The organism is Brevundimonas sp. UYEF29 (assembly GCF_040546195.1).
Classification (GTDB): domain Bacteria; phylum Pseudomonadota; class Alphaproteobacteria; order Caulobacterales; family Caulobacteraceae; genus Brevundimonas; species Brevundimonas huaxiensis.
Genome location: NZ_JBEPNH010000003.1, coordinates 97,742 through 118,598 on the forward strand (window position 1 = coordinate 97,742; position 20,857 = coordinate 118,598).

Consider the following 20,857-nt stretch of genomic DNA (forward strand, 5'->3'; position numbering starts at 1 on the left):
ACGGCCCGATGTCGGATTGTGCATGCCGACAAAGCCAAGCTCAGCGGCAGGATTTTCAGCCTCAGTTCAAGCCGTCAGGCCCAATGCATCTGCACCCTGTGCGCGGCCGCCCAGTGGATGGCGCGGATGGCGTCGATGACGGCTTCGGTCGCCGCGCGCGTGCCCAGCGCGCCGCCCAAATCGGCCGTCACGGCGCCGGCCGCCAGCACGGCGGCGACGGCGGCCTCGATCGAATCGGCCTCGTCCTCCAGCTTCAGGCTGTGGCGCAGCAGCAGGGCCGCCGACAGGATGGTCCCGACCGGATTGGCCAGATCCTGACCGGCGATGTCCGGCGCCGAACCGTGGATCGGTTCGAACAGGCCCGGCCCGCCCGCGCCCAGCGACGCCGACGGCAACAGGCCGATGGAGCCGCCCAGCACTGAAATCTCGTCCGACAGGATGTCGCCGAACATGTTTTCGGTCAGGATGACATCGTAGTCGCGCGGCTTGCGGATCAGGTGCATGGCCATGGAGTCCACCAGGGCGTGCTCCAGCGTGATGTCGGGGAACTCCTCGGCATGGATGCGGGTCACGACCTCGCGCCACAGGCGGCTGGTCTCCATGACGTTGGCCTTGTCGACCGAGGTCACCTTGCCACGACGCTGTTGGGCGGTCTGGAAGGCGGCGCGGGTCACCCGCTCAATCTCCGGCACGGTGTATTCGCACAGGTCGGTGGCGCGATCGGCGGTGCGGGTCTTCTCGCCGAAATAGACGCCGCCGGTCAGTTCGCGGAAGACGATCAGATCGACGCCCTCGACGATCTCTTTCTTCAGCGGCGAGCGGTGCGCCAGCACCGGCGACACCTGCAACGGCCGCAGATTGGCGAACAGGCCCATCGCCTTGCGGATCGCTAACAGCCCCTGTTCCGGACGCGCCTTGCCGCCATCCCATTTCGGCCCGCCGACGGCGCCCAGCAGCACGGCGTCGGACGCGACGCAGGCGGCGCGTGTGGCCTCGGGCAAGGGCTCGCCCGTCTCGTCGATGGCCGCGCCGCCGATCAGATGCTCGGCGAACTCGAAATGGTGACCATAGAAGTCGCCGATGACCCGCAGGACGTCGCGCGCGGCCCGTGTGACCTCCGGTCCGACGCCATCGCCGGGCAGCAGGACGATGTTGTAGGTCTTGGTGGCGGCGGTGCTCATCTTACGGTCTCTTTCGATCGCTCGTAGGCTTCGATTTCAGGCATGTTTGCTTGCAGCCATCCCAGGGTGTCCACTCCGTCCAGCAGGCATTGGCGGGCGAAGGATTCGACCCCGAACGGCGCGGGTTCGGCATTGCCGCGCTGAATCTGATTGGCCTGGAGGTCGATCGTGACCGGCTGGTCCGGCTGCGACGCCAGATCGTCCCAAACCGCCTGACTGACGACGATGGGCAGCAGGCCGTTTTTCAGCGCATTCGATGTAAAAATGTCAGCGATCTCGGTCGAAATCACCGCCCGGAACCCATAGTCCAGCAGCGCCCAAGGGGCATGTTCGCGCGACGAGCCGCAGGCGAAGTTCCGGCCCGCCAGCAGGATGCGATGCTCGGCCGGATCGATGCGATTCAGAATGGCCTCGGGTTTTTCCGAGCCGTCGTCTTCGTAACGCCAGTCATAGAAGGCGGCCTTGCCCAGCCCTTCGCGCGTGGTCGTGGTCAGAAACCGCGCCGGAATGATCTGGTCGGTGTCGATATTGGCCTGACTCAGGGTCACGGTCTTGGAGGTCAGCACCTGGAAGGGTTCAGACATTTTGCGCTCCTACCATCTCGCGCGCGGCGCTCGACTGCTTGAGGGCGGCCGCCTCCTTCAGATAGACGCGCGGATCGGTCAGCACCCCGGCCACGGCAGTCGCCGCCGCCGTCGCCGGGCTGGCCAGGATGGTGCGGGCGTCCTTGCCTTGACGCCCCTCGAAATTGCGGTTCGACGTGGATACGGCCAGTTGGCCCGGCGCGACGAAATCGCCATTCATGGCGATGCACATCGAACAGCCGGGAATGCGCCATTCGGCCCCGGCGGCGATGAAGACCTGGTCCAGGCCTTCCGCCTCGGCGTCGCGACGCACGGCCTCGGACCCCGGCACCACCAGCATGCGCAGACCCGGCTTGACCTTGCGGCCGCGCAGCACCTCGGCGGCGGCGCGCAGATCGGGCAGGCGCCCGTTGGTGCAGGAGCCGATGAAGACGACATCCACCGGCTGGCTGGTCGTCGCCTCCCCTGCCGTAAAGCCCATATAGGCGATGGCCTTGCGGTCCGAGTCCGACTGGGGTTGCGGCACAGGCGAACCGATGGGCGCGCCCGCATCCGGCGTTGTGCCCCAGGTCGCCATGGGTCGGATGGCGGCGCCGTCGAGGGTGACTTCCTTGTCGAAGACCGCGCCTGCATCCGTCGCCAGTTTCAGCCATTCGGCCGTCGCCGCCTCATAGTCGGCGGGGACGTGCTTGCGTCCGCGCAGCCAGTCGATGGTCGTCTGGTCCGGGGCGATCATGCCCGCCCGCGCGCCGGCCTCGATGGACATGTTGCACAGGGTCATCCGCCCCTCCATGTCCAGCGACCGCACCGCCTCGCCCGCATATTCGATGACATAGCCGGTGCCGCCGCCAAAGCCGATGGCGGCGATGACGGCCAGCGCCACATCCTTGCCCGACACGCCCGGCTGCAGTTCGCCGGTCACGGTCACCCGCATGGCCTTGGCCTTGCGCTGCAACAGACACTGGGTCGCCAGCACATGGCCGACCTCGGACGTGCCGATGCCGAAGGCCAGGGCGCCGAAGGCCCCGTGGGTCGCCGTATGGCTGTCGCCGCAGACCACGGTCATGCCCGGCTGGGTCAGGCCCAGTTCCGGTCCCATGACATGGACCACGCCGCGATCGTCCGATCCCCATCCCGCCAGCGGCACGCCGTGGGCGGCGCAATTGCGCTCCAGCGTATGGACCTGAGCCTCGGCCTGGGCCGTGACATAGGGCTTCAGCCCGTTCAGACCCGCCGGCAGGGTCGGGGTGGAATGGTCAAGGGTCGCGTAGGTCCGGTCGGGACGGCGCACCTTCAGCCCGCGCGCCTCGATCTCGCTGAAGGCCTGGGGGCTGGTGACTTCGTGGACCAGATGCAGGTCGATATACAGCACGCCCGGCGTGTCGGCCGTTTCCGACCGCACCACGTGGGCGTCCCACACCTTGTCGAACAGGGTCTTGGGATCAGGCATATTGGGCCACGACCTCGGACACGCCATCGACCCGGTCAATGATGGCGATCAGTTCGGCGTCATTGATCTCGCCGATCTGATCCGCGCGTGACTTGAATCCGGCGACCACCGCCGCCAGCCGCTCGCCCTCGATGGGACGGCCGATGGTCTCGGCGCGCTTGGCGATGGCGTGACGGCCCGAATGCTTGCCCAGCACGAACCAGCTGCCCTCGAACCCGACGTCCTGGGGACGCATGATCTCATAGGTGCGGCTGTCGGCCAGCATCCCGTGCTGGTGGATTCCCGCCTCATGGGCGAAGGCGTTGATGCCCACTACCGATTTGTTGCGGGCGATGACTGTCTCGGTGATCTCGCACAGGATTTTGGACGCGCGCACCAGATGGCGGCTGTCGGCGCCGGTCGTGACGCCATAGCGATCCTCGCGGACCTTCAGCGCCATGACGACCTCTTCGATGGAGCAGTTGCCGGCCCGCTCGCCGATGCCGTTGATCGCGCCCTCGATCTGACGCGCGCCGCCTTCGACGGCGGCCAGGGAGTTGGCGACCGCCATGCCCAGGTCGTCGTGGCAGTGGGCCGAGAAGATCACGTGCGGATGCCGCTTCTTGATGCGCGCGGCCAGGGCGGCGAACCGCTCGCGCACCTCTTGCGGGGTGGCATAGCCCACGGTGTCGGGCACGTTCAGGGTGCGGGCGCCGGCGTCGGCGGCGGCCTCCAGCACGTCGGCCAGGAACTCCGGCTCGGTGCGGAAGGCGTCCTCGGCCGAGAATTCGACATCGTCGAACAGGCTGCGGGCGTATTCCACCGACCGTACGGCCGTGGATAGCACCTCATTGGTGGACATCTTCAGCTTGGCGGTGCGGTGGATCGGACTGGTGCCGATGAAGGTGTGGCAACGCCGGTGCGATTTCGGGGCCGGCGCCAGCGCGCGGAAGGTGGCGTCGATGTCCTTTTCGTTGGCGCGCGACAGGGAGCAGAAGACCGGCCCCTCGACCTCGCCCGCCACGCGGCGGATGCAGTCCTCGTCGCCCGGCGAGGCGGCGGCAAAGCCGGCCTCAATGACATCGACGCCCAGATCCCGCAGGACATGGGCCATCTTCACCTTGGCCTGGGCGCTCATCGAGAAGCCCGGAGCCTGTTCCCCGTCCCGCATCGTCGTATCGAAGACGATGACGCGGTTGGGGTCAGCGGCGATCTGCTCGGTGCGCGATACGCCCGATACTCGTACTTTGTCGGGGTGCATCACGCGGCCTCGGATTGAATAATGTCGTTGCTGATGCGGCGCACGCCGAACAGCCTGTCGATCTGGCGACCCAGATTGTCCATGCAGCGGCCAGCGTCGCGGCCGCGCACAGTCAGGGCGATGCGGCGGAAAGCGCCCTCGTCAGCCAAGGCCATGCCGTCGATGTGGAAGCCGCGGCGCTCCACCAGGCCAATGAGACGCTGAAGCGAACCGTCCGCACGGTCGATCTGGATGTGGATCGTGTTGCTCATCTCAGGAGCCCTCCATCATTTCAGCATTGCTCTTGCCCGGCGGAACCAGCGGCCAGACATTGTCTCGGGGGTCGATGACCACATGGGCCAAGCAGGGTCCGTCGGCGGCCAACAGGCGCTGGATGCCGTCCGACACCTGATCGCGGCGATCGATGCGGAAGGCCTCGATGCCGAAAGCTTCGGCGACCTTCACGAAGTCCGGATTGTCGGACAGGTCGATCTCGGAATAGTTCTCGGCGAAGAACAGCTCCTGCCACTGGCGCACCAGGCCCAGCGAGGAATTGTCGATCAGCACGATCTTCAACGGGATGCCGTAACGCTTCAGCGTCGCCAGCTCCTGAATGTTCATCATGAATCCGCCGTCGCCGGCGATCGTGACGACCGTCGCCGAAGGATCGGCCAGCTTGGCGCCGATGCCGGCGGGCAGGCCGAAGCCCATCGCGCCCAGGCCGCCCGAGGTGATGTGGGCTTCCGGCTTGGCGAAGCGGCAGTGCATGGCCGCCCACATCTGATGCTGGCCCACGTCGCAGGCGGCGACGAAGTCATCGCCGGCCGCTTCCGAGATTTCCTTCAGCAGGGCGGGCGCATAAACCCCCTCGCCCGGCGCGTCATAGCGGTGAGCGCCCGCTTTGGCCGCATCGGCGCAGTCGTCGGCCCAGGCCTGGATGTCCAAGGCGGCGCCCGACCGCATCCGCGCCGTCAGCGCCTCAACGCCTTCACGCAGCTCGCCGACGACGGCGACATTGGCGCTGCGCAGCTTGCCGACTTCCGAGGCATCGATGTCGAAATGGATGATGCGAGCGTTCGGCGCGAACTCGGCCAGTTTGCCTGTCGCGCGGTCGTCGAACCGGGCGCCGACGACGATCAGCAGATCGCTGTCCTGCACCGCATGGTTGGCGGCGCGGGTCCCGTGCATGCCCAGCATGCCCAGCATCCCCGGCGCATCGGTCGGGACCGTGCCCAGGGCGTTCAGCGTGGAGACCTGGGGAATGCCGGTCGCTTGAGCAAAGGCGCGCACCGCCTCGGTCGCACCGCCGATCTTCACCCCGCCGCCGATGTAGATCAGCGGCTTCTTCGCGGCGCGTATCGCGGCCTCGGCGGCGGCGATGGCGTCGTGATCGACGGCGGTCGCCGTATTGGGGATGTGGAAGCCGTAGTCCTCGCTGGTCGTGGCGAACTGCACGTCCTTTGGCAGATCCACCAACACCGGGCCGGGGCGACCCGATGCGGCGATGTGGAACGCCTCCTCGATCGCGGCCGGGACCTGAGCGGCGTCGCGGACCAGGATCGAGTGTTTCACGATCGGCAGGGTGACGCCCAGGATATCTATCTCCTGAAAGGCGTCGGTGCCCATCAAGCCTTGGGCGACATTGCCGGTGATGCAGACGATCGGCACCGAATCCATCATCGCATTGGCGATGCCGGTGACCAGGTTGGTGGCGCCAGGGCCGGAGGTGGCCATGCAGACCCCGACCTGGCCGCTCTTTCTGGCATAGGCATCGGCCGCGAAGGCCGCGCCCTGCTCGTGGCGAACCAGGATGTGCTTCAGCCTAGATCCTGCCAGGGCGTCATAGACCGGCATGATGGCGCCGCCCGGATAGCCGAACACCACCTCCACCCCCAGCCGCTCCAGGGTGGAGACCAGCAGACGCGCACCCGATTGGGGTGCGGTCTCGGCTGAGGGTTTGAAAGCGGCGGCGGTCATCAGGGTCATCCGGTCGTTCAGGCGGCGATCAGGCCGCTTCTGCCTTGGGCGTGTTCAGCCAGGCCATGCGTTCGCGCAGACGCGCGCCGACCTGTTCGATCTGGCTTTCGCGGTCGGCCTTCAGCCAGGCCTCGTATTGCGGCTTGCCGGCCTCGTTCTCGGCGATCCAGTTGCGCGCAAAGGTGCCGTCCTGGATTTCGTCCAGGATGATCTTCATCCGGGCCTTGGTCTCTTCGGTCACGACGCGCGGGCCGCTGGCGACGGCGCCGTATTTGGCCGTTTCCGAGATGAAGTGGTGCATCTTGGAGATGCCGCCCTCGTAGAACAGATCCACGATCAGCTTCAGCTCGTGCAGGCATTCGAAATAGGCGATCTCGGGCTGGTACCCGGCCTCGACCAAGGTGTTGAAGCCCTGGATGACCAGTTCCTTGGCGCCGCCGCACAGGACCGCCTGTTCGCCGAACAGATCGGTCTCCGTCTCTTCGCGGAAGGTGGTTTCTAGCAGGCCACCGGTCGCGCCGCCGTTGCCCTTGGCGTAACCCATGGCCCGGTCGCGCGCCTTGCCGGTAACATCCTTCTCAACGGCGAACAGGCTGGGCACGCCGCGCCCGCGCTGGAACTCGCGGCGGACCAGATCGCCCGGTCCCTTCGGCGCGACTAGGATCACGTCCATGTCGGCGCGCGGGGTGATGCGGCCGTAGATGATCGAGAAGCCGTGGGCGAACAGCAGGGCCGAACCCTCCTTGGCGTTCGGCTCGATGATGTCGCGATAGACGTCGCCCTGAACCATGTCGGGGGTCAGAATGGCGATGATGTCGGCGCCCTTGACCGCCTCGGCCGGCTCTGCGGTCGGCACGCCGTCGGCGGTGGCGTGTTTCCAGCCCGTACCGCCGTGACGGACGCCTGCGACCACGTCATGGCCGCTGTCCTTCAGGTTCTGGGCGTGGGCGCGGCCTTGCGAGCCATAGCCGATGATGGCGATGCGCTGGCCGGCGATGGTGCCCGGCTTGATGTCTTCGTTGGTGTAGATGGTGATGGCCATGGGTCAGGCGTCCTGAGCAGCGTTGGTTTTGTGGCTTGCCGGGACTTGGGCCGGCGGCGGGTTGGGAATGGTGACGGCGCCCTGGGCAGCCGAGGCGACCGAGGCGCGGTATTTGGCGAAGACACCTCGCGCCGGACGGACTACGTGGGGCGTAAAGCCCGCCCGGCGCGTCGCCAGATCGACATTGACGTCGATGCGGCGGTTGGTGACGTCGATGGTGATGCGGTCACCATCGCGAATGAGGGCGATCGGGCCGCCGACGGCGGCTTCCGGCGAGACGTGTCCGGCGACGAAGCCGTAGCTGGCGCCCGAGAACCGGCCGTCGGTCAGCAGGGCGACATTGTCGATCTTGCGACCCTTCAAGGCGGCGGTGACCTGCAGCATCTCGCGCATGCCCGGACCGCCCTTGGGCCCCTCGTAGCGGATGATGATCACGTCGCCTTCGCCGACCGATCCGTCCTGAACGGCGTGGAAGGCGTCTTCTTCCGAGTCGAAGACGCAGGCCGGGCCTTCGAACGTATCGACCTTGTGGCCCGTCAGCTTGATGACCGCGCCTTCCGGGGCGACATCGCCATAGATGACGGCGAAGCTGCCGCGATCCATGACGGGAGCGTCGAATGTGGTCACCACCACCTGGCCGGGGGTCTCCTCGGCCTCGGCCGCCTCGGTGAACAGGCTGCGACCGGTCACGGTCGGCGTGTTCACGATCTTGCCCGCCTCGGCCATCCGCTGGGTGACCAGGCGCGTGCCGCCGGCCGCGAACAGGTGCGAGGCCAGGAAGCGGCCCCCCGGCTTCAGGTCGCAGATGACCGGCGCCTCGACGCAGGCCTGGTGGCAGTCCTCGACGCCGAACTCGACGCCGGCCTCCGCCGCGATGGCCGTCAGGTGCATGACCGCATTGGTCGATCCGCCCGAGGCAGAGACGGCGACGGCGGCGTTCTTCAGGCTGGCGCGGGTGATGTATTTGCGGGCCGTGTCGCCCGAGAAGACGCGCTCGACGATCAGGCGACCGCAGCGCTCGCCCTCGGCGGCCTTGTTCGGATCGACGGCGGGCACGTCGTTGGCGCCCATGGGCGAGATGCCCATGACCGACAAGGCCATGGCCATGGTGTTGGCCGTGAACTGGCCGCCGCAGGCCCCCGCGCCGGGGCAGACGGCCTGTTCGACCGCCTTCAGCCCTTCATCGTCCAGGGTGCCGGCCGAATGGGCGCCGATAGCCTCGAACACCTCCTGGACCGAGACTTCCTTGGTCCCGATCACGCCGGGCATGATGGTGCCGCCGTAATAGACCAGACCGGGGATATCCATCCGCGCCAGGGCCATGGCCGCCGCCGGGATCGTCTTGTCGCAGCCGACGATGCAGACCACGCCGTCCAGTTGGTGGCCTTCGATGGCCAGTTCGATGGAGTCGGCGACGACCTCGCGGCTGATCAGCGAGGCCTTCATGCCCGCCGTGCCCATCGAGATGCCGTCGGTGACGACGATGGTGTTGAAATCGACCGGATAGCCACCCGCCGCGACGATGCCGGCGCGCACATCCTTGGCCAGGCGATCCAGGTGCATGTTGCACGGCGTGACCGTCGACCAGGTGTTGACGATGCCGATCATCGGCTTGTCGAAGTCGGCGTCCTGCATGCCGGCGGCGCGCAGATACGAGCGGGCGGCCGCCCGGTTCGGGCCAGCCGTCACCGCCGCGCTGCGCGCGTTGGGCTTACTAGGCTGGGAGGTAGAATTTTGCGTCATCGGTCCGGTTCGTTTCGAACCGCCGCGCACTAAAAACCCCGCTTCCATTCGGAGGCGGGGTGGTGCGAGGCGATCCTGAGTGTGTCTAAGGTCAGGTCGCGTGCATCCACGCCGCTTGCGTAAGCAGGCCGAGAAGTACGAGGGTAATCAGGAATACGGGGCTTTCCAGGCCGACAGGCGCGCGAACGGCTGCGACCGCCTTGGCGGTGCGTCCCTTCGTCATGTCGCGCGTCATAGTGGCCACGGGTGGCTCCCTGTTCTGACGCCAAGAAACCATAGCCGCTGGAGTCGCACAACCCCTGTCGCAATAATTTTGCGCCACGAAAGCAAAACGATCGAAACAAGGGTGTTTCTTGCCGCCGTTACATTTGGACAGCCGACGAAGCGTAACCGTCCATCACATCATGTTACGTGCGCGGGGTTGAAACCCGTCCGCGACCGCTCCATTGAGACGCCAACCTATATGTAGCGCACAACACCCTACCGTTCAGAGGAGCTTCCCATGACCGTTCGCGTCGCCATCAATGGTTTCGGCCGCATTGGCCGTCTGGTCCTTCGCTCGATCATCGAGCATGGCCGCACGGACATCGAGGTGGTGGCGATCAACGATCTGGGTCCGGTCGAGACCAACGCCCACCTGTTCCGCTACGATTCGGTCCACGGCCGCTTCCCCGGCACGGTGACTTCGGGCGAGGATTGGATCGACGTCGGCACGGGCAAGATCAAGGTCACGGCCGAGCGCGACCCCGCCAATCTGCCGCATGCCGAGTTGAAGGTGGACATCGCCTTCGAATGCACCGGCATCTTCACCTCCAAGGACAAGGCCAGCGCCCACCTGAAGGCCGGCGCCAAGCGCGTCCTGGTCTCGGCGCCCGCCGACAACGCCGACAAGACCATCGTCTACAAGGTCAACCACGAGACCCTGACCGCCGACGACATCGTCGTGTCGAACGGCTCGTGCACCACCAACGCCCTGGCCCCGGTGGCCAAGGTGCTGAACGACCTGTTCGGCATCGAGCGCGGCTATATGACCACCATCCACTCCTACACCGGCGACCAGCCGACGCTGGATACGATGCACAAGGACCTGTACCGCGCCCGCGCCGCGGCCCTGTCGATGATCCCGACCTCGACCGGCGCCGCCAAGGCCCTGGGCCTGGTTCTGCCGGAGCTGAAGGGCAAGCTGGACGGCTCTTCGATCCGCGTCCCGACGCCGAATGTCTCGGTCGTGGATCTGAAGGTCGTCGCCGGTCGCGAGGTCACGGTCGAAGAGATCAACGCGGCGCTTCAGGCCGCAGCCGACGGACCGATGAAGGGCGTCCTGTTCACGACCACCGACCCGCTGGTTTCGCACGACCTGAACCACATCGCCGCCTCCTCCACCGCAGCCCTGCCCCAGACCCAGGTCGTCGACGGCAAGCTGGCCCGCGTGCTGAGCTGGTACGACAACGAATGGGGCTTCGCGACGCGCATGAGCGACACCGCATTGGTGATGGCGAAGTTCCTGTAACTTGAAAACCGGGCGCCGCACGGCTGTCAGAAACGCAAGGTCAGGCTACCTCCTGATTCTGTTGACGGCTGTCGCGGCGCCGCTTTCAGGCGGCCTCATGCTTGAGGCCTCCAAGCACCTTCTTCTGTTGAAGTTCGGCAACAGTTGGATCAACGCGACGGCGTGGACGGCCGCCCTGCTGTGCTGGTGGCTTTTCCTTGCCCTGGCCTGGTTCAACAGAACCCGCTTTGAATCTTCCGAACTTCTGGACGGCGTGCCCGTCCGCAGACCAGTCGCCAGTGTTCCGATGCTGGCGCTCTTGATCGTGGCGGCCTCAGGCCTAGGCCTCTTCAGCGCCATCAATACTGTTTTGGGATAACGTCATGACCTTCCGCACTCTCGACGACGCCAAGGATCTCGCCGGCAAGACGGCGCTGGTCCGCGTGGACTTCAACGTCCCGATGGAGGGCGGCAAGGTCACGGACGACACCCGGCTGCGGGTCGCCCTGCCGACGATCCAGCGGCTGCGCGACACCGGCGCCAAGGTCGCCCTGCTGGCCCACTTCGACCGCCCCAAGGGCCAGCGCGTTCCGTCGATGAGCCTGAAGCCGATCGTCCAGCCGTTGGAAGAACTGCTCGGCGCCCCCGTCCGCTTCGCCGACGACTGCATCGGCCCTGACGCCGTGGAGGCCATTCGCGACCTGGATGCGGGCGGCGTTGTCCTGCTGGAAAACGTGCGCTTCCATGCGGCGGAAGAGGCCAATGATCCGGTCTTCGCCCAGAAGCTGGCGGATCTCGGCGATCTCTATGTCAACGACGCCTTCTCGGCCGCGCACCGCGCCCACGCCTCGACCGAAGGCGTCGCCCACCACATCCCGGCCTATGCCGGCGAGTCCATGCGCCGCGAACTCGATGCGCTCGACGCCGCGCTCGGCAATCCGCAGAAGCCGGTCGTCGGCATCGTCGGCGGCTCCAAGGTCTCGACCAAGCTGGACCTGCTGAAGAACCTGGTCGGCAAGCTGGACACGCTGGCTATCGGCGGCGGCATGGCCAACACCTTCCTGTATGCCCAAGGCGTCGATATCGGCGGCTCGCTGGCCGAAAAGGATATGGCCGACACGGCGCGCGAAATCCTGGCGGAAGCCGAGACCAAGGGCTGCGACATCCTGCTGCCCGTCGATGTCGTGGTGGCGACCGAGGTCAAGCCCGGCGCCGAGGCCCGCACCGTCAAGACCGGCGAGGCCCTGTCCGCTCACGACAAGATCCTGGACGCCGGCCCCGACACCGTCGCGCGCCTGAACGCCGCCATCGACGGCTCCAAGACCCTGATCTGGAACGGCCCGCTGGGCGTGTTCGAGGTGCCGCCCTTCGACGCCGCCACGGTCGCGGCCGCCAAGCACGTCGCCGAGCGCACCAAGGCCGGCGCCTTGATCGCGGTGGCGGGCGGCGGCGACACGGTCGCGGCGGTCGGTCATGCCGGCGTCGCGGCGGACCTGACCTTCGTGTCCACCGCCGGCGGCGCCTTCCTGGAATGGATGGAGGGCAAACCCCTGCCCGGCGTCGAGGCCCTGCGGGCCTGAAGGCTCAGCGATGCAGGCGGATCACGCCTGCATCCTGTCTTTGAAATCGGCGTTGAAACGGCTGTAACACGGCGTGACTTCGCGCTGTCCGGCGTCTAATCTCTCGCCCAACCAAAAAGACTTTTCGGCTCAGGAGACTACCCCATGGCGCGCATCACGCTGCGACAGCTGCTCGACCACGCGGCAGAGAATGACTACGGCCTGCCCGCCTACAACATCAACAATATGGAACAGGGTTTGGCGATCATGGAGGCGGCCCACGAGGTCAATGCTCCCGTGATCATTCAAGCGAGCCGGGGCGCCCGGAACTACGCCAACGACATCGTTCTGGCCAAGCTGATCGACGCCCTGGCCGAACTCTATCCGCACATCCCGGTCTGTATGCACCAGGATCACGGCAATGGCCCGGCGACCTGCGCCACCGCCATCCAGTATGGCTTCACCAGCGTGATGATGGACGGCTCGCTGGAGGAGGACGCCAAGACCCCCGCTAGCTATGAATACAACGTCGACGTCACCCGTCGCGTCACCGAAATGGCCCACGCCTGCGGCGTCTCGGTCGAGGGCGAACTGGGCGTGCTGGGCTCGCTGGAAACCGGCATGGGCGAGGCCGAGGACGGCCACGGCTTCGAAGGCAAGCTGGACCATTCGCAACTGTTGACCGACCCGGATCAGGCCGTCGACTTCGTCGCCGCCACCAAGGTCGACGCCCTCGCCATCGCCATGGGCACCAGCCACGGCGCCTACAAGTTCACGCGTCAGCCGGACGGCGAGGTCCTGGCCATGAACGTGATCGAGGAAATCCACCGCCGCCTGCCCAACACCCATCTGGTGATGCACGGTTCATCCTCGGTGCCGCAGGACCTGCAGGACATCATCAACCAGTACGGCGGCGAAATGCCTCAGACCTGGGGCGTGCCGGTCGAGGAAATTCAGCGCGGCATCAAGCACGGCGTGCGCAAGGTCAACATCGACACCGACAACCGCATGGCCATCACCGGCGCCATCCGTAAGGCCCTGATGGAGAAGCCGGGCGAGTTCGATCCGCGCTACTATCTGAAGCCCGCCAAGGAGGCGATGAAGAAGCTCTGCATGGAGCGCTACCAGCAGTTCGGCTGCGAGGGTCAGGCCTCCAAGATTCGTCCCCTCTCCACCGCCCAGATGGCGAAGCGCTACGCCTCGGGCGACCTGGATCCGTCCTTCCGCGGCGCCGCCGTCAAGGCCGCCTAGGACCGTCGTTTAGACCGGGTAGCGGCCGCTCAGTTCGCGCCGTACCCGTCGAACGTCCCATTCCGCCTGATCCAGCGCGTCGCGGGCCTCCCGGGCATTGCGACGCGCATCGCGGATCTCGCCTCTGACCTCCTGAATGCGGTCACGAATGCGCTCCCGCTCCTCGTCCGTCAGGCCTTCGCCACGCAGTTCGCGCTCCTTGGCCTCCAGCTTGTCTTCGCGGTTCTCGATCCGGGCCTCGGCGCTGTTCAGCGCGCTTTCCGCCGTCTGGTACGCGTCCTCGACCTCATGCAGCAGTCGGCCGTCACGATAGGCCGGCAGAAACGCCTGCTCCTCCTCCGGCCGACAGACGCCATAATAGGTATTGCCCGCCCGCCCCTCCTCCCAGCCGCGCTGGAAGGTGCAGTAGGTCCGCAAGCCATCTTCACGCGCCGAGCCATAGGCAGCCGGGTTGGGTGCGATCTGAAACTTGGCGCAGGCCTTGGCGTGGTCGTCCAGTCGCGTCATCGGATAGCCTGACGCCCCGTCCGCATAGCCCTTCTCGCCCCAGGCCCCGGCCAGGCATTCGTCCTTGCTCATGGTGGTGCAGCTGCTCAGCAGCGCCGCTGCGGCGAACGCGCCCCCGGCGATCATCAACCGCTTCATCGGATGTCCCCTACGCCCCCAAGCTTGACTATCACCTCACCCGCGCCCCTCGCGCAAGCGGCCGGTCGTGCTAGGGAGACGACGTGTCCGCCCATGATCTGATCGATGACGACGAAGACCCTGCAACCGGCGCCCCCGCCGAGGTGCTGGAGGCCCGCATCGCCGCGGCCGGCGTTCGCCTGGACAAGGCCCTGGCCGGCGCCTTCCCTACCCTGTCGCGCGCCCGGCTCCAGGCCCTGCTGGTCGAGGGCGCTGTCAGTCGCGATGGCGCGGTCCTGACCGGCGGTTCCGCCAAGGCCCAGCCCGGCCTCTATGCCGTCGCCCTGCCGCCCGTCGCGCCGGCCATGCCTCAGCCCCAGGCCATCCCCTTGATCGTCCTCTACGAGGACGCCGACCTGATCGTCATCGACAAGCCCGCGGGCATGGCCGCCCACCCCGCGCCCGGCACGCCCGACGGCACCTTGGTCAATGCGCTGCTGGCCCATTGCGGCGACAGCCTGTCGGGCATCGGCGGCGTCGCCCGCCCCGGCATCGTTCATCGGCTGGACAAGGACACGTCCGGCGTCATGGTCGCCGCCAAGACAGACCGCGCCCACGCCGGCCTGTCCGCCCTGTTCGCTGCGCACGACATCGAGCGCACCTACATCGCCCTGACGCGCGGCGCGCCATCGCCCGCGACCGGCCGCATCCACACCCGCATCGGCCGCTCCACCAGCGACCGCAAGAAGATGGCGGTCCTCAAGACCGGCGGTCGCGAGGCCATCACCGACTATGTCGTCCAAGCGACCTTCGGGCAGCCCGCGAAAGCTGGCGGCGCCCCCATGGCCGCGCGCGTCGCCTGCACCCTGCACACCGGCCGCACCCATCAGATCCGCGTCCACCTGTCGTCCAAAGGCGCGCCGATCCTCGGCGATGCCACCTACGGCTCGGGCAGCCCCGCCATACCCGTTCGCGCCGCCATCGCCGAAGCGGGCCTTGAGCGTCAGGCCCTGCACGCCGCCGTGCTGGGCTTTGTCCATCCTGTCACGGGCGAGGCGCTTCGCTTCGAGACCGCGCCGCCGTCTGACATGCAGCATCTCGAAACTCGCCTCGCCGAACTCTGAACAGCGGCCGGTCTGGGCCGGTCTTGAATAGCAACTGACAAAGTTCTATATAGGACGGCGATCGGCGCAAGTGGCGCCAGGGCAACGGTCACGCTTTCGTGTGACGATCCGCCTCTAAAAATGGCGGCAACCCATCGCTACTTTACCGGTTGAGGGGTGAGACGTCGGCGCACACACCGTGGCCGATGACGAAGAGCCCGCTCGTTCAAGACGGTCGGAGGGACCTGTATATGGCTGCCAATAGTACGCTCGCGGTGATGTCGCCTGAACAAGGCCTGTCGCGTTATCTGACGGAAATCCGCAAGTTTCCGATGCTGACCAAGGATGAGGAGTTCATGCTCGCCAAGCGTTGGTCCGAGCACCAGGACCCCGAAGCCGCGCATCGACTCGTCACCTCGCACCTTCGTCTCGTGGCCAAGATCGCCATGGGGTATCGCGGCTACGGCCTGCCGATCGGCGAAGTCATTTCCGAGGGCAACGTCGGCCTGATGCAGGCCGTCAAGAAGTTCGACGCCGACAAGGGTTTCCGCCTGGCGACCTACGCTATGTGGTGGATCCGCGCCTCGATCCAGGAATACATCCTGCGCAGCTGGTCGCTCGTGAAGATGGGCACCACCGCGGCGCAGAAGAAGCTGTTCTTCAACCTGCGCAAGGCCAAGAGCCAGATCTCGGCCTTCGAGGAAGGCGATCTGCATCCTGAACACCTCGCCGCCATCGCCACCAAATTGGGCGTGACGGAGGAAGAGGTCACCAACATGAACCGCCGTCTCGGCGGCGACGCCTCCCTGAACGCCCCTCTGCGCGCCGACGGCGAAAGCGAGTGGCAGGACTGGTTGGCCGACGACACGGCCGTGTCCCAGGAAACCCAGCTCGCCGACGACGAGGAAAAGGGCATCCGCATGAGCCTCCTTCAGGAGGCCATGGAAGAGCTGACCGATCGTGAGAAGCACATCCTCACGGAACGTCGCCTCAAGGACGATCCGGTCACGCTGGAAGAGCTCGCCGGCCAGTACGGCGTCTCGCGCGAGCGCGTGCGTCAGATCGAGGTCCGCGCCTTCGAGAAGCTGCAAAAGGCCATGCGCGCCGCGGCCGAAGAGCGGAACCTGGTCGACGCCTGAGCAACTCGGTCCGCTTCGCCTTCAACGGCGCCGCGGACCGTCTATCGTCACGACGCGCGCGCCACCGGCGCCGCTTCATTGGCCGCTCTCGCAGCGGCCACCACCGTGCCGATCGGCTGGGCCAATCCCGCCTTCGTCACCTGACCGCTGGCCACATAGGCTTGGAGGGTCGCGACAGCCATCGCCAGCCGGGCGTCCGCCGTCTTGATGGCCAGACCGTTCAGCGTCTCGGCCTGTTGGCGAATGGCGCGCGTCGCCTGCGACGGATCCTGCTCGAACTGCGACATGGCCGAAACCAGGATCCGCGACGCCTGGTCGCGGATATCAGCGGCGCCGCCTCCGGCTGCACCATCGCTGCGGCGCTTGCGGGCGCCTGAATATTCACCTGAGTTAAACCGGCGACGATCCGGTCCGACATAGCCCACCGCCTCGATCCAGGGCCGGGGCTTCAACGTCACATTCTCGACCCGCTTGAACAGGTCGCCCGTCGTGAACGGCTTTCTCAGGAACTCGTGGATGCCGGCGTCGCGCGCGCCCTTGATCGCCGCAGCGGTCGCCTCGCCCGTCACCATGATGATCGGCGACATGCGGCACGACATGCTGGAACGCCGAATGCGCCGCGCCAGCGTCTCGCCGTTCAGCCTGTCTCCGGACCGTTCTGTAAAGATCACGCCCGGCTCGACGTCGCGCAGCAGCTCCAGCGCGCGTTCTTCGTCACCCTCTGCATAGACCTCGCGCGCACCCATGCCCTTGACGATGTCCGTCAGCAGTCGCGCCGACGACAGATTGGCGTCCACGATGACCACCCGACGAAGCGCAGGCTCCATGCGGCTTATGGTTCTGGCGTTTGCGGCGAACACATCAGACTCCGAGTTTGGAGCCGTTATCCTTACCGCCCACGGGTTAAGACCTGTTGAATAGGTCTTTCTGCGTAGTCCGCCGCCTCACGCCGCCCCTTCCAAAGCCTCAGCCCTGGAACGGATCGCGCATCAGAATGGTGTCGTCGCGCTCGGGGCTGGTCGACAGCAGGGCCACCGGCGCGCCGATCAACTCCTCGATTCGGCGCACATATTTGATGGCGTTGGCGTTGATGTCCTTGAAGCTGCGGACCCCGGCGGTGCTTTCGCTCCAGCCCTCCAGCTCTTCGAACACCGGCTCGGCCGCGCCCTGGGCCTTTAGGCTTGAAGGCAGATAGTCCAGCACCTCGCCATCGACCTTGTAGCCGACGCAGATCTTCAGCGTCTTCAACCCGTCCAGCACGTCCAGCTTGGTCAGCGCAATCCCGTCGATGCCGTTGATCGCCACGGACTGGCGCACCAACACGGCGTCGAACCAGCCGCAGCGGCGCGCGCGGCCGGTATTCACCCCGACCTCGCGGCCCACGGTCGCCAGATGCTCGCCAACCTCATCATTCAGTTCGCAGGCGAACGGACCTTCACCGACGCGCGTCGTATAGGCCTTCACGATGCCCAGCACATAACCGACGCCGCGCGGTCCGATGCCCGAACCCGCCGCCGCTTGGCCGGCCACCGTGTTGGAGCTGGTGACATAGGGATAGGTGCCGTGATCCACGTCCAGAAAGGCGCCCTGCGCCCCCTCGAACAGCACCCGTTTGCCGTCCTTCTGCGCCTGATCCAGCACGCGCCAGGCCGGTTTCACATAGGGCAGAATCTTCGGCGCGATCTCCAGCAACTGCGCCAGCAGCGCGTCGGGATCGATCGGCTCCAGCCCCAGACCGGCGCGCAGCGGATCGTGGTGCGAGCGCAGCCGGTCGATCTTGACCTTCAGATCATCTTCATTGGCCAGATCGCAGACCCGGATGGCGCGACGCCCCACCTTGTCTTCATAGGCCGGGCCGATGCCCCGCCCGGTCGTGCCGATCTTCGCGCCCGGCGCGCTGGCCGCCGCCTCGCGCGCGACGTCCAGCGCAGGGTGAATGGGCAGGATCAGGCAGGCGTTGTCCGCAATGGTCAGGATTTCAGGGCTGATCGCCACGCCTTGGGCGGCGATCTTCTCGATCTCGCCGACCAGATGCCACGGATCGACGACCACGCCGTTGCCGATGATCGACGGCTTGCCCTGCACGACGCCGCTGGGCAGCAGCGCCAGCTTGTAGACCTTGCCGTCCACGACCAGCGTGTGGCCCGCGTTGTGACCGCCCTGGAACCGCACGACCACGTCGGCGCGGTTGGACAGCCAGTCCACGATCTTGCCCTTGCCCTCGTCACCCCACTGGGCGCCGACCACCGCTACGTTCGCCAAAACCGTCTCTCCGCACTGGAATGCGGGCGCAGCCTATAGCGAGGGAATCGTCCGATGTCGTCCCGTCAGGCGGATTTATCCGACTTCGCCGACCGCCGTCTCGAACGCCCATTCCAGCCAGGGCGTCGCCGCAACTACATCGGCCGTCTCGACCGTGCATCCGCACCATAGGCGCAGTCCGGGCGGCGCATTGCGATGCGGCTCCATGTCGAACACGGCCGCCTCGCCTTCCAGCAGGGCCTTGAACCGCATGACGAAGGCCTTCTGCGCCTTGTCGTCCAAGGCCGCGATCCGCGCATCGGTGAACTTCAGGCAGACCGAGGTCGTCGACCGGATCTCCGGCCGATCCGGCAGGAAGGCGATCCAGTCGGTCCGCTCCACCCATTGCGCCAACGCGGCGTAGTTGGCGTCTGTCCGCCGGATCAGTTCGCTCAATCCGCCGATGTCCTTCGCCCAGTCCAGGGCGTCGATCCAGTCTTCGAGGGTCAGGATCGAGAAGGTGTTGATCACCACCCCGTCCGCCAGCGCCCGATCGAACCATCCCTTGCCGTCGGTCAGCCGCAGCAGTTTCGGAATCGCCCGATCCGGTCGGAAGGTATCCAGCCGCTCGACCGCGCGCGGCGACAGCACCATCACCCCGATCCCCGCCTCGCCGCCCAGCGCTTTCTGGAAGCTGAAGGTCACGACATCCAGCTTGTCGAACGGCAGCGGCATGGCGAAGGCGGCGGAGGTCGCGTCGCAGATCGCCAGCCCACCGCGATCGTCGGCGATCCAGTCGGCGTCCGGCACCCGCACGCCCGAGGTCGTGCCGTTCCACGGGAACACCACGTCCTTGGACCAGTCGGCACGGCTCAGATCCGGCAGCTCGCCCCACGGCGCCGTCAGGGCCTCGGGCTCCAGCCCCAGATGATCCTTCACGTCGGCCAGCCAGGTCAGCCCGAAGTTCTCGAACGCCACGACCTGCACCGGCCGCGCGCCCAGCATCCCCCACAGCGCCGCCTCGACCGCGCCTGTGTCAGACCCCGGCGTATACAGCATCACATGGCTGTCAGGCACTTCCAGCACTTCGCGCGTCAGCCGCAGGCCATGCGCGAACCGCTCCACCACTTCCGGCGCGCGAATACCGCGTCCCAGCAGGTCGGACGGCAATCCGCCCAGCGCATAGCCCGGCCGCTTCGCCGTCGGCCCTGCCGAAAACCACGGCCGCGCGGGCTTCACATCAGGCTTCGTGCTCATGCTCTCTTCCTTTGGCGCAACCGCGCTTCACGCTGCTTGAGCGCGCTCACCGCCCCGGCGTATAAGGCCGCTTGGCCCGCCAATCCTCTGCGAAGGCGGTCAGTTCGGCGTCCGGCGCATCCGGCAGCGTCACCATCACCCGCGCCAGCAGATCGCCGCGCCTGCCTTGCGCGAACGCGCCGCGCCCCTTCAGCCTCAGCACCTTGCCCGAGTTCGAGCCGGCCGGCAGCGTCATCTGCACCACGCCCTCCGGCGTCGGCACCCTCACCTTGGCGCCCAGCACCGCGTCGGGCACCGACACCGGCAGATCCATCGTCAGGTCCGCCCCGTCACGCTTGTAGATCGGGTGCGGTTCGATCCTCAGTTCGATCAGGGCGTCGCCGTTCTCGGCCCCGCGCCCCGGCGATCCCTGGCCGCGCAGGCGGATCGTCTGGCCTTCCGACGCCCCCTTTGGAATGGTCACGTCCAGAGTGCGCCCGTCCGAGAACTGAATCCGCCGCGTCGCCCCGGCGATGGCGTCTTCCAGACTGATGTCCAGCGTCGCCTTCACGTCCTGACCGCGTGAGGTGAAGTCCCTCGCGCCGCGCTGACGCCCGGCCCCGCCGAACATGCCGAACAGCTCGTCCAGATCAACGCCTTCGAAGTTGGCCCGGCCGCCCGGCCCGCCGCCTTGTCCGAACGGATTGCCGCCCTGGCCGAACGGGCTGCCGCCGGCGCGACCGCCCCCGCCGAAGCCGCGATACTGTTCGTTGCCGTCGCCGTCGATCTGGCCGGCGTCGTATTTGGCGCGCTTTTCCTTGTCGCCCAGGATGTCGAAGGCCGCCGTCACCCGTTTGAACTTGTCCTCGGTGATCTTGTCGCCGGGGTTCTTGTCGGGATGCAACTCCTTGGCGAGCTTGCGATACGCCTTCTTGACCTCGTCCGCGCTCGCGCCCTTCGAAACGCCCAGTTCCTTGTAGGGGTCGCCTGCCACGTCCGTTGTCACTCCAGCTGAAAAA

The 20,857-nt window shown here is 66.7% G+C and carries 19 protein-coding genes; 6 read left to right on the plus strand and 13 right to left on the minus strand.

Features of this window, described 5'->3' with window-relative positions; translation table 11 throughout:
- Positions 1–74 precede the first annotated feature (74 nt).
- From leuB to ilvD, 8 genes are read right to left on the minus strand one after another with little or no spacing between them, the layout of a single operon-like run.
- Positions 75–1,181: a 3-isopropylmalate dehydrogenase gene (leuB, locus tag ABIB58_RS06065; RefSeq protein WP_039244589.1), complete on the minus strand. Its 1,107-nt coding sequence runs from the start codon at positions 1,179–1,181 to the stop codon at positions 75–77.
- Positions 1,178–1,765, minus strand: coding sequence for a 3-isopropylmalate dehydratase small subunit (gene leuD / locus ABIB58_RS06070; RefSeq protein WP_185223724.1), 588 nt, complete (start codon positions 1,763–1,765; stop codon positions 1,178–1,180). Before leuD ends, leuB begins: the two co-directional genes overlap by 4 nt.
- Positions 1,758–3,215, minus strand: coding sequence for a 3-isopropylmalate dehydratase large subunit (leuC, locus tag ABIB58_RS06075; protein ID WP_185223723.1), 1,458 nt, complete (start codon positions 3,213–3,215; stop codon positions 1,758–1,760). Before leuC ends, leuD begins: the two co-directional genes overlap by 8 nt.
- The gene (locus ABIB58_RS06080; protein WP_185223722.1) at positions 3,208–4,455 is read right to left on the minus strand and encodes a 2-isopropylmalate synthase; all 1,248 of its coding nucleotides are present in this window, start codon (positions 4,453–4,455) and stop codon (positions 3,208–3,210) included. The genes leuC and ABIB58_RS06080 overlap by 8 nt, the downstream gene beginning before the upstream one ends.
- A complete protein-coding gene (locus ABIB58_RS06085; RefSeq protein ID WP_039244600.1) occupies positions 4,455–4,706 on the minus strand; it encodes an ACT domain-containing protein in 252 nt (83 codons plus the stop codon). Before ABIB58_RS06085 ends, ABIB58_RS06080 begins: the two co-directional genes overlap by 1 nt.
- 1 nt (position 4,707) lies before the next feature.
- On the minus strand, positions 4,708–6,420 hold the full coding sequence (ilvG, locus tag ABIB58_RS06090; protein WP_354039667.1) for an acetolactate synthase 2 catalytic subunit: 1,713 nt from the start codon (positions 6,418–6,420) through the stop codon (positions 4,708–4,710).
- 19 nt (positions 6,421–6,439) lie between these two features.
- Entirely contained in the window at positions 6,440–7,453 is a 1,014-nt protein-coding gene (gene ilvC, locus ABIB58_RS06095; RefSeq protein WP_354039669.1) for a ketol-acid reductoisomerase, read from the minus strand.
- Between the two features lie 3 nt (positions 7,454–7,456).
- Positions 7,457–9,196, minus strand: a complete 1,740-nt coding sequence (gene ilvD, locus ABIB58_RS06100; protein WP_354039671.1) for a dihydroxy-acid dehydratase — start codon at positions 9,194–9,196, stop codon at positions 7,457–7,459.
- A 502-nt stretch (positions 9,197–9,698) separates the two neighbouring features.
- On the opposite strand from ilvD, the gene gap reads away from it, so the two are divergent.
- The 4 genes from gap (at position 9,699) to fba (ending at position 13,495) form a co-directional block, all read left to right on the plus strand.
- Positions 9,699–10,706 (plus strand): type I glyceraldehyde-3-phosphate dehydrogenase, encoded by a 1,008-nt coding sequence (gene gap / locus ABIB58_RS06105; protein ID WP_055753058.1) that lies wholly within the window; start codon positions 9,699–9,701, stop codon positions 10,704–10,706.
- A gap of 97 nt (positions 10,707–10,803) precedes the next feature.
- Entirely contained in the window at positions 10,804–11,064 is a 261-nt protein-coding gene (locus tag ABIB58_RS06110) for a hypothetical protein (protein WP_354039674.1), read from the plus strand.
- Positions 11,065–11,068: 4 nt separating this feature from the next.
- Entirely contained in the window at positions 11,069–12,265 is a 1,197-nt protein-coding gene (locus tag ABIB58_RS06115; RefSeq protein WP_354039676.1) for a phosphoglycerate kinase, read from the plus strand.
- Between the two features lie 144 nt (positions 12,266–12,409).
- Positions 12,410–13,495 carry a class II fructose-bisphosphate aldolase gene (fba, locus tag ABIB58_RS06120; protein ID WP_039244618.1) on the plus strand — a complete coding sequence of 362 codons (1,086 nt, stop codon included), beginning with the start codon at positions 12,410–12,412 and terminating at the stop codon, positions 13,493–13,495.
- Between the two features lie 9 nt (positions 13,496–13,504).
- Here the strand turns inward: fba and ABIB58_RS06125 are convergent, their stop codons facing one another.
- On the minus strand, positions 13,505–14,140 hold the full coding sequence (locus ABIB58_RS06125) for a DUF2799 domain-containing protein (protein ID WP_185223716.1): 636 nt from the start codon (positions 14,138–14,140) through the stop codon (positions 13,505–13,507).
- A gap of 83 nt (positions 14,141–14,223) precedes the next feature.
- Between ABIB58_RS06125 and ABIB58_RS06130 the strand changes: the two genes are divergently transcribed.
- On the plus strand, positions 14,224–15,243 hold the full coding sequence (locus ABIB58_RS06130; RefSeq protein WP_185223715.1) for an RluA family pseudouridine synthase: 1,020 nt from the start codon (positions 14,224–14,226) through the stop codon (positions 15,241–15,243).
- Between the two features lie 230 nt (positions 15,244–15,473).
- Positions 15,474–16,361, plus strand: coding sequence for an RNA polymerase sigma factor RpoH (gene rpoH, locus ABIB58_RS06135; RefSeq protein WP_026108409.1), 888 nt, complete (start codon positions 15,474–15,476; stop codon positions 16,359–16,361).
- Positions 16,362–16,408: 47 nt separating this feature from the next.
- Here rpoH and ABIB58_RS06140 read toward each other — a convergent pair whose 3' ends face one another.
- The 4 genes from ABIB58_RS06140 to ABIB58_RS06155 form a co-directional block, all read right to left on the minus strand.
- Positions 16,409–17,221 (minus strand): response regulator, encoded by an 813-nt coding sequence (locus tag ABIB58_RS06140; protein ID WP_354039680.1) that lies wholly within the window; start codon positions 17,219–17,221, stop codon positions 16,409–16,411.
- A 106-nt stretch (positions 17,222–17,327) separates the two neighbouring features.
- On the minus strand, positions 17,328–18,623 hold the full coding sequence (locus ABIB58_RS06145; RefSeq protein ID WP_354039681.1) for an adenylosuccinate synthase: 1,296 nt from the start codon (positions 18,621–18,623) through the stop codon (positions 17,328–17,330).
- Between the two features lie 75 nt (positions 18,624–18,698).
- A complete protein-coding gene (locus ABIB58_RS06150; RefSeq protein WP_045810445.1) occupies positions 18,699–19,859 on the minus strand; it encodes a phosphoserine transaminase in 1,161 nt (386 codons plus the stop codon).
- 46 nt (positions 19,860–19,905) lie between these two features.
- Positions 19,906–20,832, minus strand: a complete 927-nt coding sequence (locus tag ABIB58_RS06155) for a DnaJ C-terminal domain-containing protein (RefSeq protein ID WP_045810446.1) — start codon at positions 20,830–20,832, stop codon at positions 19,906–19,908.
- Positions 20,833–20,857 lie beyond the last annotated feature (25 nt).